At 49.3% G+C, this 15,060-nt stretch carries 10 protein-coding genes; 3 read left to right on the forward strand and 7 right to left on the reverse strand.

Annotated features, from left to right (window positions below):
* The 4 genes from rfbD to HQN90_RS24565 all read right to left on the reverse strand — a co-directional run bounded on the left by rfbD (position 1) and on the right by HQN90_RS24565 (position 7,933).
* A complete protein-coding gene (rfbD, locus tag HQN90_RS24550; RefSeq protein WP_173223605.1) occupies positions 1-873 on the reverse strand; it encodes a dTDP-4-dehydrorhamnose reductase in 873 nt (290 codons plus the stop codon).
* Positions 870-1,874, reverse strand: a complete 1,005-nt coding sequence (gene rfbB, locus HQN90_RS24555; protein WP_173223607.1) for a dTDP-glucose 4,6-dehydratase — start codon at positions 1,872-1,874, stop codon at positions 870-872. Before rfbB ends, rfbD begins: the two co-directional genes overlap by 4 nt.
* Positions 1,875-2,594 carry a sugar phosphate nucleotidyltransferase gene (locus tag HQN90_RS24560; protein ID WP_173223686.1) on the reverse strand — a complete coding sequence of 240 codons (720 nt, stop codon included), beginning with the start codon at positions 2,592-2,594 and terminating at the stop codon, positions 1,875-1,877.
* A 221-nt stretch (positions 2,595-2,815) separates the two neighbouring features.
* Positions 2,816-7,933 (reverse strand): WIAG-tail domain, encoded by a 5,118-nt coding sequence (locus HQN90_RS24565; protein ID WP_173223609.1) that lies wholly within the window; start codon positions 7,931-7,933, stop codon positions 2,816-2,818.
* Positions 7,934-8,272: 339 nt separating this feature from the next.
* Between HQN90_RS24565 and HQN90_RS24570 the strand changes: the two genes are divergently transcribed.
* Positions 8,273-9,373: a YheC/YheD family endospore coat-associated protein gene (locus tag HQN90_RS24570; RefSeq protein WP_173223611.1), complete on the forward strand. Its 1,101-nt coding sequence runs from the start codon at positions 8,273-8,275 to the stop codon at positions 9,371-9,373.
* A 69-nt stretch (positions 9,374-9,442) separates the two neighbouring features.
* On the opposite strand, the gene nagZ is transcribed toward HQN90_RS24570, so the two are convergent.
* Both nagZ and HQN90_RS24580 read right to left on the reverse strand, forming a co-directional pair.
* Positions 9,443-10,732, reverse strand: a complete 1,290-nt coding sequence (gene nagZ, locus HQN90_RS24575) for a beta-N-acetylhexosaminidase (RefSeq protein ID WP_173223613.1) — start codon at positions 10,730-10,732, stop codon at positions 9,443-9,445.
* A gap of 72 nt (positions 10,733-10,804) precedes the next feature.
* Positions 10,805-11,236 (reverse strand): hypothetical protein, encoded by a 432-nt coding sequence (locus HQN90_RS24580; protein ID WP_173223615.1) that lies wholly within the window; start codon positions 11,234-11,236, stop codon positions 10,805-10,807.
* Between the two features lie 174 nt (positions 11,237-11,410).
* Between HQN90_RS24580 and asd the strand changes: the two genes are divergently transcribed.
* Positions 11,411-12,202 carry an archaetidylserine decarboxylase gene (gene asd / locus HQN90_RS24585; protein ID WP_173223617.1) on the forward strand — a complete coding sequence of 264 codons (792 nt, stop codon included), beginning with the start codon at positions 11,411-11,413 and terminating at the stop codon, positions 12,200-12,202.
* Positions 12,203-12,232: 30 nt separating this feature from the next.
* Positions 12,233-13,492 (forward strand): MFS transporter, encoded by a 1,260-nt coding sequence (locus HQN90_RS24590; protein WP_173223619.1) that lies wholly within the window; start codon positions 12,233-12,235, stop codon positions 13,490-13,492.
* A gap of 66 nt (positions 13,493-13,558) precedes the next feature.
* Here the strand turns inward: HQN90_RS24590 and HQN90_RS24595 are convergent, their stop codons facing one another.
* Positions 13,559-14,986: an NAD-dependent malic enzyme gene (locus HQN90_RS24595; protein ID WP_173223621.1), complete on the reverse strand. Its 1,428-nt coding sequence runs from the start codon at positions 14,984-14,986 to the stop codon at positions 13,559-13,561.
* Positions 14,987-15,060: the final 74 nt, after the last annotated feature.

Genomic DNA, 15,060 nt, shown 5'->3' on the forward strand with positions numbered 1-15,060 from the left:
TCACACCTTCTTATCCATAACAGCTTGAACATCATGGTCCACTTGCAGAAAGAAATTAAGCGCCGATTTCCAATCTCTCATCGGTGTAAATCCGTTGACTGCTATCGCTCTGTGCTCAAAGGCAGAATACATCGGTCTTACAGCCGGGGTTGGAAATAATTCCGAAGGTACTGCCTGCAAGGAGACATTGTCCATTTGCGCTACCTTTAGAATCTGTGCAGCGAATTCATATCGCGAGCATACGCCTTGATTGGATGCATGATAGATGCCGTACCTGTCCGTGTCTACCAGCTCTCGTATAAAGATCGCCAGATCCAAACAATAGGTGGGGGAGCCGAATTGATCATCAACAATCGACAGCGGTCCGCCTGATTTGGCCTTTTCCAAAACTTTCGTAACAAAATTAGCTCCTTTGGTGCCATACAACCACGAGGTTCGCACGATGAAATGCTTCGAGCAGGTCATTTTCACGAATTTCTCACCAAGCAGCTTGGAATGACCATACACATTGCCTGGATTGGTGTTGTCTTGCTCCTCATAAGGCGTCCTTTTGGTCCCGTCGAACACATAATCCGTGCTGATAAAAACCAGCTTGGCTCCGATTTGCTCACAAACCTTCGCAATATGCATTGCACCCATTGCATTCACTTCATAGGCAAGCTCCGTCTCCACTTCTGCTTTATCCACATTCGTGTAAGCCGCAGCATGAATCACGACAGACGGTCTTTCTTTGAGCAAAATATCTTTCACTTGCTGCTCATCACTTACGTCTAATTGCTCCTTGCGCCAAGCCGTCACTTCATGTACGGGCTTGAATACGCGAAGCAGATCATAGCCCAGTTGTCCGCCCGCACCAGTTATTAGTATTTTCATGAGTGATCGACCTCTTCGGTATCGCGATAGGAGCCGTCTGCAATACGCTCACACCACGTACGTTCTTTTAAGTACCATTGAATCGTCTCTTGAAGACCCGTTTCGAACGAATAGGAAGGCACCCATCCGAGTTCCTGTTGAATTTTACGGCTGTCAATCGCATAACGGCGATCATGACCCAAACGATCCGGCACAAAATGGATTAAATCCTCTGATTTGTTAAGCTCCTTCAAAATGCTTTTCACCACATCCAAATTCGTCCGTTCCTGATGGCCGCCGATATTGTACACCTCTCCGGGCACACCGTCTTGAATCACCCGTTCGATGGCCGAACAATGGTCTTCCACATACAGCCAATCACGCACATTCAATCCATCGCCATAGATCGGAATCGGTTCATTGCGAATTGCGCGAGTAATAATGAGTGGGATTAACTTCTCGGGAAACTGCCGAGGACCATAATTATTGGAGCAGCGCGTAATCACAGCCGGGAATCCATAGGTCTCGTAGTAGGCTCTGACAATCAAATCAGATCCTGCTTTACTGGCAGAGTACGGCGAGTTCGGGGCTAACGCTGTCTTTTCCGTAAAAACTCCTTCATCCCCTAAGCTGCCATACACTTCGTCCGTCGAAATATGAACAAACTTCTTCACGTTGTGCTGCCTTGCTGCCGCAAGCAGGCTTTGTGTTCCGAGTATGTTGGTCATGACAAAATCACGCGGACTATGAATGCTTCGATCAACATGGGATTCAGCGGCAAAATGAACGACCACTTCAACGCCCTTCTGCATCCATTGACTCAGATGGGCTTCATCACCAATATCGCCATGTACAAACTCATACCCAGCTTGCCCAACTAAACTTGCAACGTTGTCCTTGTTTCCCGCATAGGTGAGCAAATCGACATTCAGCACGTGGTCCTGAGGATGATGCTTTTTCCAATAATGAATAAAATTGCTTCCAATAAACCCCATTCCCCCTGTGACAAGAATCACGGCCATCTAGCTGTCCTCCTTACGTAAAAATAGAGTAGCCTGAAAGAGTGATTCATGGGTCCCGGCATCAATCCACCATCCGACTAGAAATCCATGAGATAATGAGCCCTCCGCTGCATAAACATTATTCACGTCGGTAATTTCCATTTCTCCGCGTTGGGAAGGGGCTTGCGTTTTGATAATGCCAAACACCGAAGCATCGAATAAATAAATGCCTGTCACGGCGTTATTGGAGCTCGGATGCTCCGGTTTTTCTTCAATTTGTTCAATAACGCCGTCTTTCATCTTGGCCACGCCATATCGTCGAGGGTCCGTCACCTCTTTGAGAATGACCATAGCTCCCTCTTTCTGATGCTTGAAGGCTTCCATGAAGGGAAGCAAGGAATCTTCAAATAAATTATCGCCAAGCAGCACGACGAATTTCTCTCCAGCATGGATAAATTCCTCGGCAAGCGACAAGGCTTGAGCAATCCCTCCGGCTTTCTCCTGAAGCTTATAAGTAAGTCGGACGCCAAACTTGTCACCGCCGCCCAAATATTCTAAATACAAGCCTGCGGATTGTTTGCCCGTAATTAATAAAATATCCTGAACGCCAGCTTTGCTTAATTTCTCAATTGCATATTGAATCATGGGCAAATCACCGACTGGAAGCAAATGTTTATTGATGATGTTCGTCAGAGGACGTAAACGGCTTCCGGTTCCTCCCGCCAGTACAACACCCTTCACAAGACATACCCCTTTCCAAGCGTTATAATGGTGCATTGTCACATCCACTTCTTTAATCATATGCTCCCGTCATAAACGGAAATTGGACGAATACCCCCGAATCCAAAATTGGTCATTCAACCACGGCAACTTGGCCTACAGGCACAACAAAAAAACGGCTGGCTCGCACTAGCTGCGAAACTCGCCGTTTTTTGTTCGTTTTGGGTTCATCCTTCGTTCCCTTATTGCTTCTTGCCAATCGCAATCCAGTTCACAACGCCTTGCTGATCAGGTGAGAACTTGGCCCTGATCACCGATATAATCGCACAATCGATGGATTTGTGCTTCACGGACACATAACAAGCCGGGTGATTCGATGTAGCTGTCAATACGTAATGCTCATCCGTGAATGTCTCTTCGAAGTTCAGAACCACCTCGATATGCTCATCCTGAATCTTCATATCGAATGGCTCAAGTCCGAACTGCTGCATCACCTGCTTTTGCGATTTGGGCACTTGCAGCAAGCTCTCGGCGATTTTCGTTACAGCCAGAGAACCGTCTTCCACATGTTGATTGCCGATCGCTCCCGGCTTCAGCTTCTCTCCATCGATGCTTCCGTCCGCCAGCTTCGCGCCTTCCACACTGCCGTCGCTGAGATGCAGACTGCTCACCGACCCAATCGCCAGCTTGCTGCCGTCGACACTGCCAAAAGCGAGTTTGCTGGTGTCAATGCTTCCGGCAGCCAGATGAAAGTTATTGACAGCGGCATAAGCGAGCTTGCTGCCGTCAATGCTTCCCGCTGTCAGCTTCGAGCCTTCCAGTGCGCCTTCCGCCAGATGGCTGCTGCTTACGGCGCCGGCAACCAGCTTGCTGCCGTCAACGCTGCCTACGGCCAGCTTCGCTGCATCGACAGCCCCAGCAGCCAAGTGGCTGCTGCTTACAGCGCCAACCGCCAACTTGCTGCTATCCACACTGCCTGCGGCCAGATGATAGCTGCTGATGGCGCTCGACGCCAATTTACTGCCATCAATGCTGCCGGCTGCCAGCTTCGCTCCATATAAAGCACCATCAGCGAGATGATCGCCGCTGACTGCGCCGGCGGCCAGCTTGCTGCCGTCGACACTGCTCGCTGCGAGCTTCGCCCCATCAACGGCGCCATCCACGATATGCGCATTGCTGATCGAGCCAGCGATGAGCTTACTGCCATCAACGCTGCCAAGTGCCAGCTTCGCGCTGTCTACAGCACTGTCAGCGAGATGGTAGCTGCTCACAGCACCGGAGACCAGCTTGCTGCCGTCGATACTGCCAGCGGCTATCTTCACACTGGTGATCACGCCGGCGGCAAGGTGATCGCTGCCGATTTCGCCCTCGACGATTTTGCTGCCGTCTACGCTGCCAGGGGCCAGCTTCGTACTCGTTACAGCACCTGGCGCGATATGATCGCTGTTGACCGCGCCCGACACCAGCTTGCTGCTGTCCACACTGTTGATCGCCAGCTTAGCGCCATTCACCGAAGCGTCTTGCAGATGCTCGCTGCCAACGGCACCCAGCGTTAATTTACTGCTATCGACGCTGCCTTCCAGCAATTTGGTGCTATCCACAGCTCCCGGTGCCAGATGATTGCGATCAACAGCTCCGAAAGCTAGCTTACCTCCATCCACGAGATGATCGGATAGATGCTCACGGAGAATCGCCCCGTTAACGACTTTGCTGCTATCCACGCTTCCTGGCGCTAACTTCGTCACATCCACAATGTGGTCAGCCAAATGCTCGCTGCCAACGGCTCCGGCTGTTAGCTTGCTGCCATCCACGCTTCCTGTAGCCAGCTTCATCCCATAGACAGCATTATCCGCCAAATGATAATTATGGACAGCGCCCAGTGTCAGCTTGCTGCCATCAACCGAGTTCGCCGCAAGCTTCTCATTGTCTACAGCTCCCGCTGCAAGGTGCTCATTATTAACGGCTCCAACTGACAGCTTCGCGCTCGTAATCGAGCCGGCAGCCAGATGATCATTTGTGACAGCACCTTGAACAATTTTGGTCCCGTCAATGCTTTCCTTCGCCAGCTTTACGCCGCTTACGGCACTGTCTGCCAGATGCTCCTGAGCGATCGTTCTTGCCGCCAATTTGGAGCCTGTAATAGCCCCGTCCGCAAGATGTTTGGCGTGAAGCGCCCCCGCCACAAGCTTGCTGCCATGGATGCTCTCATTCGCTAATTTAGCCGCGGTGATGGCGCCATCTGCAATGTGCTCACTATGGATGGCTTTACTTGTAATTTTCTTGCCAGTCACACTTGCATCCGCTATCTTCACTTCTGTAACGGCATTCTCATCCAGTTTGCTGCTCGTCACCGCTTGGTCCTGAATAATCCAGCTGGAAATCGCGCCCGCCTGCAAATGCTGGGTAGCTACCGCACCATTCGCCAGCTTCTCTTCCGTGACCGCCCCTTGTGCCAGCGTCTCCGTCGTAATCGAATTCTCTACTAGCTTGCTGCCTTGCAGGCTGCGATCTGCGAATATGCCCAGCGTAATGGAGCCCTGGGCCAGATGCTCAGAAGTTATCGCACCTGGCTTAATATGGAAGCCATCAATAATATCTTCTTGCAGATGGCGTGTTTCAATCGACATAGAGGCCATTTTACTGCTTGTGACGGCCTCTTCTGCTATTTTACTCGTTGTGATCGTTTCTTCTTGAACGTGCTGTGTAGTGATGGCTTCGTCCGCAATATGCTTGCGCTCAATGGCTTGCTCTGCAACCTGCTCCGATCTGACGGCCCGCTCCGCCAAGTGTTCCGTACGGATAATACCACGCTTCAGCTTCTCAGCAGCAATGACGCCATCTTGGAGATGCTCCGTACGAATCGCACCGAGCTGAACATGCGCTTCGGCAATCGCACCTCTAGCCAAATGCTGGGCGCCGATTATTTCATTCTGCAAATGTTCAGCCTGAATGGCCTGATCCGCTATTTTCTCAGAGGTTACACTGCTGTCTTGCAGTTTAGAAGCATCTACACTGTTGTCTGCCAGCTTCTCTTTGTGAACAGCGCCAGCTGCCAATTTGGAACTGGATACAGAGCCATCCGTTAAATGCTTATTCTGGACCGAGTTGTGCCGTAAATGCTTTTCATCCACAATGTTATCTGCTAATTTATCAAAAGTAATAGAAGCAGCCTGCAGCTTAGCACTAGAAATGATATCGTCCGCCAAATGACCGCCTTCGATCACTCCCGCGTTGATATGCTTGCCGTCTATAATACCTTCGGCTAATTTAGCCGTCGTGACCGATTCATCCTGCAGCTTCGCGCTGGAAATCACGAGATCCGCCAAATGGCCGCCTTCGATCACTCCCACGTTGATATGCTTGCCGTCGATAATGCCTTCGGCCAATTTAGCCGCGGTCACCGATTCATCCTGCAGCTTCGCGCTGGAAATGACTTTATTCGCCAGGTGATCGCCTTCAATCACTCCTGCGTTGATATGCTTGCTGTCAATACTACCTTCGGCTAATTTAGCCGTGGTCACCGATTCATCCTGCAGCTTCGCACTGGAAATGACATCGTCCGCCAAGTGGGTGCTCTCGATCACTCCCGTATTGATGTGCTTACCCTCAATAATACCGTGCGCTAATTTAGCCGACGTTATCGATTCATCCTGCAGCTTTGCGCTGGAAATGACTTTATTCGCCAGATGATCGCTTTCAATCACTCCTGCGTTAATATGCTTGCTATCTATAATACCTTCGGCTAATTTAGCCGTCGTTACTGATTCATCCTGCAGCTTCGCGCTGGAAATCACCCGATCTGCCAAATGATCGCTTTCAACCACTCCCGCGTTGATATGCTTGCTGTCAATAATGCCTTCCGCTAATTTATCCGTAGTCACCGATTCATCCTGCAGCTTCGCACTGGAAATCACTCGATTCGCCAAATGAGCGCTTTCGATCACGCCAGAGTTGAGATGCTTGCTGTCGATAATACCTTTGGCTAATTTAGCCGCGGTGATTGATTCGTCTTGCAGCTTCGCACTGGAAATCACTTGATCCGCCAAATGGCTGCCTTGGACTGCTCCAGGTTTAATGTGCTTGCTTTCGACGATCAGTTCAGCCAATTTAGCGTTTGTAATCGCACCATCCAGAAGCAGCAATGTGTGAATCGCACCATCCGTGATATGTTCAGCTTGAATCGCCTGTGGAGCGATATGATATCCGGTTACCGCAGCCTCCGCCATGTGATCGCCATGGATAGATGCTTTCGATAGATGCTTCGCTTCAACAGATTGTCTGGCCAGCTTCTGACTTGTAACCGCTTGATCTGCCAATTCATTCACGGTCACAGATCGAGGAACCAATTTATCTGTTGTAATGGATTCTTGTTGCAGATGAAAGTTCTCAATAGCACCGTCCGCGATATGTGTCCCGTCAATTTGGCCTGGAGCTATGCTTCGTGCCTGCACACTGCCGTCAGCCAAATGTTCATTGAATATGCTTTGCGGTTGAAAATGAACGGAAGTGATGCTGCCATTGGCTATCTTTTCTTCCGTAACCGATTGATCTCTCAGTTTATCAGTGGTAATGGAGGCATCCGTCAGCTTTGCTGTATCAATGCTGTAGTTGCCTATATGCTTTGCCTGTACAGCCCCGCTATGGAGTTTCTCCGAAGTAATCGCTTGATTGTCAATCAGCTCAGTGGTAATGATCAGTTCTGATAAATGCTGAGAAAGAATCGAGCCATTCGCTATTTTCAGCGAATCAATGGTTTGATCGGCAAGTTTATCTGCGGTAATGCTGTTATCAAGCAGCTTGCTGCCCGGTATGGAATGGTCTTGTATTTTGTCCCCTGCAATACTTTGACTTGCCACATGCTCATCATGAATCGCGCCATCGGCAATTTTATCCCGGGTTACACTGGCTGGAGCCAACTTGGAGTGCTCAATCGCGAAATCCTTGATCGCTCGGGAACCAATGCTTAGCGGCTTTATTTTGCTTTCATCAACAGAACGGCTGGCTATTTTCTCCGACGTGACCGCTTCTTCCACGATATCATCCGTATACACAACCGGGTTAATGAATTTACCTGTTTTGCGTTCAGAAAGTAATAAGAGCGGTGGGGCCGGAGTTGAGGTTGTTGATAAATTAGCTACTTTTGAAGATTTTACACTTTCCACAAGAGGAACCTTTCCCGTCATTTTAGGCTGCGGCTGTGGCTGAGATTCGACCGCCATAACCTTCGGAGGGGATTCTGCTTTATCCTGCTTGGCTGGATCAGGCAGTGGTTCATTATCGTCAAGCCATTTTAACTCGTTCGTACTGGAGTTCACTTTTTGCACATAAGGCCTTACTCTGCTGCTCTTACGCTTACTCATAGACTCCTCTCCATTCTCCCAAGAATTAGTCACTTGTAACATATTCAGTCCACGCCCGATAGGTACGCTAGCCTGTAAAAATGTGCACCAACCCAGAGAAATGGCCGAATCCACCAGGTATTCCGCAACTCCTTCCCTATTGAGGCTTCGGATAACTTGTTCGATCCCATCAGCACTGCTATCTAAACAAGTGCGGATTATGAGCAAAATCCTAGGCATCTATGCCCCTGTTGTCCTGTTCTATCAGCATCTGTACAAACCAGCAACCCTGCTTCTCCATAAGCTGAGAAGAAGTTCCAAATCTGAACCCAAGCTCCAAATGGAAAAGGAGGGAAGCTGATGGCGAATCCCTATGTGGGTATTTTAGTCAACGATTCCTTATACGCAGGCATTCCCCTAGGGAACACACAGTATGAAGCTATTCAATTCTATGAGGAGGCTGGCAAGCAGTATGAAGTAACCCCTTGTTTCTTTCGCATCCAGGATGTTCACATCGATACCATGAAGGTGCATGCTTACGTTCGTGAAGAGCTTCGCTACGAGCAGATGTGGCTGGAGCTTCCCAAGGTTATTCATAATCGAGCTGTTTATTTAGATCAAGCCTCCTATCAAACATTGGAAACATGGATACAGCAAGGCGTCATCTTGTTTAACAGATGGAATCGCTACAGCAAACTTCGCATTCATGAGGTGCTGCTGAAAAATGATACAATCCGGCCTCATCTCCCCGGTACCTATCCAGCAACCCTGAAAAACATGAAAATTATGATGTCAGCCTACGATTCTCTCATTATTAAACCTACCAATTCCAGTATCGGCCGCGGTGTTATGAAAATGGATCGCCAGCTCCGGAGCTGGCAGCTTATTTACCCAGTCAGCATGAAGCTCAGCAACAAAATCTATCGGACGGTCCGATTCCGTCAGTACCTCCCTCTAACCTTGCGGCGTAAAATTCAAAGCCGTACCTACATGATTCAGCAGCGCCTGCCGCTGGCAACCTTCGATGGTCGCCCTTTCGATCTCCGCATTTCCGCTCAGCGCGGCGCAACCGGAGAATGGGGCATAACCGGCATTGTCGCCAAGGTGGCCTCTCCCAAACTCTTCCTCACCAATGTAGCCCAAGGCGGCGAAGTTCGCTCGTTGCCCGATATTTTGACGGCTGAATATGCCCACCTCAACCATGAGCAGGTGCTGCGGCAAATTACCGATTTCTCATTGCTCGTCGCACAGCACTTAAGTACCGAACTCCCCTATTTAGCCGATATCGGGCTTGACGTGGGGATCACCACAGATGGCTTTCCTCTGTTTATTGAATGCAACGGCAAAGATCAACGCTACAGCTTCCTCGAAGCCGAGATGCAGGACATCTGGAAGGCTACCTATTTCAACCCGATTGCCTACGCCAAATTTCTGCTGAGCGGATGTACGCCCCCGTTGTAATGGCTCAATAAGCCCTTTCGCAAAAAAACACCGTGCCCTGTGCTTGTTAGCACACTGACACGGTGTTTGTTATTTGCTTGTTTGACTGCCAAGCACTTCTTTGACCTCGGCATTGAGCTTCTTCACATCGGGCACTTTGACCGCTTCGTCATTCAACTCATATTTTTGTTTCAGCTTCATGACCTGGCTTACGCTTTGATCAATCGTTTCCTGCGGTATTCGGCCTGACTTAACAGCTTCAACCAGCGCGGTAATGACGGCAATTACATTCTCATGTTCATGACCGACCATCACGATATTCGATCCGGCAAGAACAGCTTTCACGGCGGCTTCGCCAAGACCATAATTCGTGGTGATAGCCCCCATTGTCATATCATCGGTCATAATAAGCCCTTGAAAGCCCATTTCCTTCCGCAATAAATCGGTCATAATCGTCCGGGACATCGAAGCTGGATTGTTGGCGTCAATTTTGGGCAGCAAGATATGTGCAACCATTACGGCATCTGCTTGGTGCTTAATAGCTTCAGCAAACGGCACCAGCTCCAGCTTGCGCAGACGGGCAAGATCGTTCTGCACAATCGGCAGACCGATATGCGAATCCACGGATGTATCTCCATGACCGGGGAAATGCTTGACAACAGGGACCACCTTCTGATTCTGCAAGCCGTTCATGACCTGAATACCTTGAGAACTTACTGTGGCGGCATCAGCGCCAAAAGAACGATCCCCAATAACGGGATTTTTGGGATTGCTATTCACATCAAGATCCGGGGCGAAATCCATATTCAGACCATACGCATTCAATTCTTTCCCCAGCAAATGACCGATATTATAGGCTAGTTGTGTGCTGCCCTTCTTCCCGATCTCCTGACTTGTCGGTGTTTTCAGCAGTTCATCCGGCAACCTCGTCACTCTGCCGCCTTCTTCGTCAGCACCGATCCAGAGGGGCAGCTTATTGATGGAATTGCTCTTTTTCAAGCCATTCACCAATTCAACGAGCTGATTTGTATTTTGCACATTAGGTTTATATAAAATAATACCCCCTACATGCCGATCTATAAGCAGCTCTCGTGTGGCGGCATTCACACTGTAGCCGTCAATCCCGGCAATAATCATCTGCCCGATCTTCTCTTCCAGAGACATCGTCTTGATTAGACTGGCAGTCGTCGGTGCTGGCGTGGAGACAGGCTTCACAGTGGGTGCTGGCGTAACAGCAGCTGTTGGTGAAGCACTTGCCGTCACCGTCGGTATCGCCGTAGCTGGCGGCTCTGAGCGGTGAGAAGCACACCCCGTCATGACAAGGGAAAGAGCGGCGAAAACCATCATGCTTCCAACGGTCATTTGCATATTTTGCTTCATATTTAAGATCGCCTGCCTTCGTTTATCATACCTACCTCTTTGACGAAACTCTGCTTCATTTGGTTGCAACGATTAATCCTCGCTTCTTAGCTCCAGAAGCATCCATTTCAACAGGATATAAATACCATAATACCCCAAGTAACCGCCTGTAATCAGAAAATAGTTGTTTGCGAAAACAGCATGAATATTCGTCATAAATACGGTCTCATCTCTAATAATCTCATACACAGCCAGCGCAGAGATAATAGCAAATACATAAGCGCAGCCAACCGCCAGTGCATGGAAGATGACGCGCATAGAAGCAAATAGCCAGGCCATGATGAGCATGCATGGCGGTACTAACAGGATCAACAACGTAATCACAATGGACATTTCACATTTCACCTCACTATCATCATTGACGATTTCCGCACCGGAAATACTAATGACAGCCCATTCCCCTTTCTCTGAACCTTGCAGCCCGCCATACCTGCGGGGGATTATAAGCTCAACTAGCCTTTCCACTTGGAAAACAGCCGCTAGGCTGTTTTTTCTTGCGCTTACCTCCTCCTACCTTCCCTATTCGACAATTGATTCTTTTACCTTTCTGTGGCAAGATTAGCGAAGAACGAATTATAGGGATCTTTCATCCGAACATGAAGATCGCCTAACCACGAATTGAACAGGAGTAATTGATCTATGTCTAAACCGTTTTTTCGATTGCTGACGGAGCTGTCCTCACGCAAATGGGTGTCTCAATTGACAGGGGCATTTGCCAGATCCAAAGCAAGCCGGATGTTCATTTCTCGATTTGCCCAAACGTACGGCATACGTATCGAAGATGCTGAAAAGCATGTCAAGGAGTACAGGTCCTTGAATGACTTTTTCACGCGCAGATTGAAGCCCGGTCTACGTCCGATTCACGAAGATCTGACTCGTGTCGTCAGTCCCGTTGACGCCATGATTACAGGAATTGGCGATATTAAGGAAGGCCTGATCGTCAATGTCAAAGGTCAGGATTACACCATTGAAGAACTGCTTAATCGTTCACCGCGCACGGTCAACTATAAGAATGGCTTTTACTTCGTGCTGTACCTCAGCCCAACCGACTATCACCGCATTCATTCGCCGATTACTGGCGATATTCTTGAGAAAGAACATGTGCTTGGCAAGGTTTATCCTGTCAATGAATTCGGACTTCGTCATATGAAGCGCGTGCTCAGCCGCAATGAGCGACTGATTACTTTTATCCAGCATGAAGCGGGTGAAGTGGCTGTTGTCAAAGTAGGCGCACTCAATGTAAGCTCCATCCAATACGTTAAGCCTCTGCCTAAGACACTTGAACGTGGTCAAGAACTGGCGTATTTCGAATTTGGTTCAACGGTCGTGCTTCTCTTTGAAGATGATATGTTCGAACCGCGAGCCGATCTGATGCTTGGCTCCAAAGTGAAAATGGGAGAAGACCTCGGACGTTTCCTAGATAAAAAGTAAAGGGAACTGTATTCGCGAGAGGAGAGAATCATGGCTGCTATCAGCACATCATCTCCGGAACCAGGCTCCAAAAGCCTGCAGGGAGCCGGAGACATCAAACCTACGGTTTATCGCATTTTATTTGCAATCGGTCTTGTCCACTTGCTGAATGATTCCATTCAATCCGTTATACCTGCGATTTTTCCTATCCTGAAAAGTGAGATGGGCTTGAGCTACACCCAAGTAGGCTGGGTACAATTCGCCATCAACTTCACGGCTTCCATTATGCAGCCTGTCGTTGGCTTGTATACGGATCGCAAGCCGTCGCCCTACATGCTGCCAATCGGTATGACATCTACGCTCATCGGGATGCTGTTGCTCGCTTTCGCCCATTCCTACTGGGTCGTTTTACTGTCAGTGTGCTTCGTAGGCTTGGGTTCGGCTGCTTTCCATCCTGAAGGCTCCCGTGTCTCCCATATGGCTGCTGGCGGACGCAAGGGCTTGGCTCAATCGATTTTCCAAGTTGGCGGCAATGCCGGCCAATCCTTAGCCCCCATCATGACCAAATGGATCTTTATCCCGCTTGGACTTTTTGGCTCCATCTGGTTTACGGGCGTAGCGGCCATTGCCATTGCGGTACAATTATACATAGCTCGCTGGTACAAAGGCATCCTGATTTCAACACCGGTCAAAGCCAAAACGATCGTTAAACGAACTGTGAATCCTCAGCAGCGCAAGCGCGTCATGTTCGCCATCTGCCTCCTGATCTTTCTCGTATTTATTCGTTCGTGGTACGGCGCTGCAATGAGCGGATTCTTCGCTTTTTTCTTGCAGGATTCCTATGGCATTACCATTGACCGGGCGCAGGACTTCATCTTCCTATTCCTTGCTGCGGGAGCAGTCGGGACGTTCTTTGGCGGTCCGATTGCCGACCGTTTCGGCAAACGCAATGTTATTTTCTTTTCAATGCTTGGCTCGGCGCCGTTTGCCCTGCTTTTACCGCATGTGTCCATCACTTGGGCGTATGTGTTGCTTGTCGTCACCGGCATGATTCTTTTATCCAGCTTCTCGGTAACGGTCGTTTATGCACAAATGCTGTTCCCCGGGAAAGTCGGGACCGTCTCCGGCCTTATAACCGGTTTAGCCTTCGGACTCGGAGGCATCGGAAGTGTCGTTCTCGGAAATCTATGCGATGCCATAGGTACGGCCCGCGTTATGGAATTATGTGCGTTTCTGCCGCTTTTCGGACTACTGACCTTCCTTCTGCCTTCAGACCGCAAACTCAAAGAATGGACAGAAGAACAAGCATAACAAAAAACCTTGTCAAGCCCGCTGATCATATCATCCGGTTGGCAAGGTTTTTTGACATTCAAACCATTATTCTTCCGTATCGCGCTGCTTCCGGCGGCGGGCTACACCTGACTCGTAGGCAGCCTCCATGACAGCTTCGCGTACTTTCTCTACGACAGCATGATTGAATACGCTGGGAATAATGTAGTATTCATTAAGCTCGTCCTCACTTACAACAGAAGCGATCGCTTTGGCCGCGGCCAGCTTCATCTCCTGGGTAATGCGCGAAGCCCGGCAATCCAGTACACCGCGGAAAATGCCCGGGAAGCACAGCACATTATTAATCTGATTCGGGTAATCCGAGCGGCCTGTTGCCATAACACGCACATACGGCTCCGCTTCTTCCGGCGTAATCTCCGGCGTTGGGTTGGCCATCGCGAACACGATAGGATCAGCAGCCATCTGCTTCACATCATTTGCTTTGAGAACGCCTGGTCCCGATAGACCGATGAAAATATCAGCGCCTACAATGACATCGGATAACGCGCCTTTTTGTAAAGTGGGATTCGTATTCTCCGAGTACCACGTCCAAGCTGAGTTGGAATAAGTTTCGCCGCGCACAATTGCGCCTTGCCGATCAACACCAATCACATTGGTCACACCAGCAGCTAGCAACATCTTCGTACAAGCAATACCCGCAGCACCGATGCCCGTAATGACAACTTTGCAATCTTCAAGCGACTTGCCGACCAGCTTGACCGCATTGAGCAGACCCGCCAGAATGACAACGGCCGTGCCATGCTGATCATCGTGGAAAACCGGAATATCAAGCTCATTAATTAATCTTTCTTCAATTTCAAAACAACGCGGAGACGAAATATCTTCCAGGTTGATTCCCCCGAAAGCTGGAGCAATCGCTTTAACCGTACGGATAATTTCCTCCGTATCCTGTGTGTCCAAACAGATCGGGAAAGCGTCAACGCCAGCCATCTGCTTGAAGAGCATCGCTTTCCCTTCCATAACTGGCATCGCCGCTCCCGGGCCAATATTGCCAAGACCCAGAACAGCAGTACCATCGGAGACGACAGCAACGGTATTTCTTTTGATTGTCAACGAATGCGCTTTCGAAGGATCTTCATGAATTGCCATACATACTCTGGCAACCCCAGGTGTATATACACGGGACAGGTCGTCCCGATTTTTAATCGGCATTTTGGGTGTCACTTCGATTTTGCCGCCCAAATGCATAAGGAAGGTCTGATCTGAAACGTTAATTAACCGAACGCCGGGAATCTCATTCAATGCACTGACAATGGACTCGGTATGCTCCGGGTCGCTCACTTTTACTGTAATATCACGCGTTGTCGTTGTTTTACTGGCTCTTGTTACGTCAATCGCAACAATATCGCCGCCAGCATCTCCGATTGCCGTAGCAATCTTGCCGAAGGTAACCAGTTCTTTATGTATTTCCAATCGCACGATAACACTGGTGCCTCCACCATTTAATCCAGCCATACCAAGGATCACTCCTACGAAAAATAATTAATTGACCACATGTTAGATCATAGCACAATATAGCGGTCCTGCCA

The sequence above is a fragment of the Paenibacillus alba genome (assembly GCF_013204855.1).
In the GTDB taxonomy this organism is placed as follows: domain Bacteria; phylum Bacillota; class Bacilli; order Paenibacillales; family NBRC-103111; genus Paenibacillus_E; species Paenibacillus_E alba.

What these genes read in the sequence shown, in the direction of transcription:
- HQN90_RS24570 (WP_173223611.1), top strand. Translation starts at nt 8,273, where the DNA reads ATGGCGAATCCCTATGTGGGTATTTTAGTCAACGATTCCTTATACGCA.
- HQN90_RS24590 (WP_173223619.1), top strand. Translation starts at nt 12,233, where the DNA reads ATGGCTGCTATCAGCACATCATCTCCGGAACCAGGCTCCAAAAGCCTG.
- HQN90_RS24595 (WP_173223621.1), bottom strand. Translation starts at nt 14,986, where the DNA reads ATGGCTGGATTAAATGGTGGAGGCACCAGTGTTATCGTGCGATTGGAA.
- rfbB (WP_173223607.1), bottom strand. Translation starts at nt 1,874, where the DNA reads ATGGCCGTGATTCTTGTCACAGGGGGAATGGGGTTTATTGGAAGCAAT.
- rfbD (WP_173223605.1), bottom strand. Translation starts at nt 873, where the DNA reads ATGAAAATACTAATAACTGGTGCGGGCGGACAACTGGGCTATGATCTG.
- asd (WP_173223617.1), top strand. Translation starts at nt 11,411, where the DNA reads ATGTCTAAACCGTTTTTTCGATTGCTGACGGAGCTGTCCTCACGCAAA.
- HQN90_RS24565 (WP_173223609.1), bottom strand. Translation starts at nt 7,933, where the DNA reads ATGAGTAAGCGTAAGAGCAGCAGAGTAAGGCCTTATGTGCAAAAAGTG.
- nagZ (WP_173223613.1), bottom strand. Translation starts at nt 10,732, where the DNA reads ATGAAGCAAAATATGCAAATGACCGTTGGAAGCATGATGGTTTTCGCC.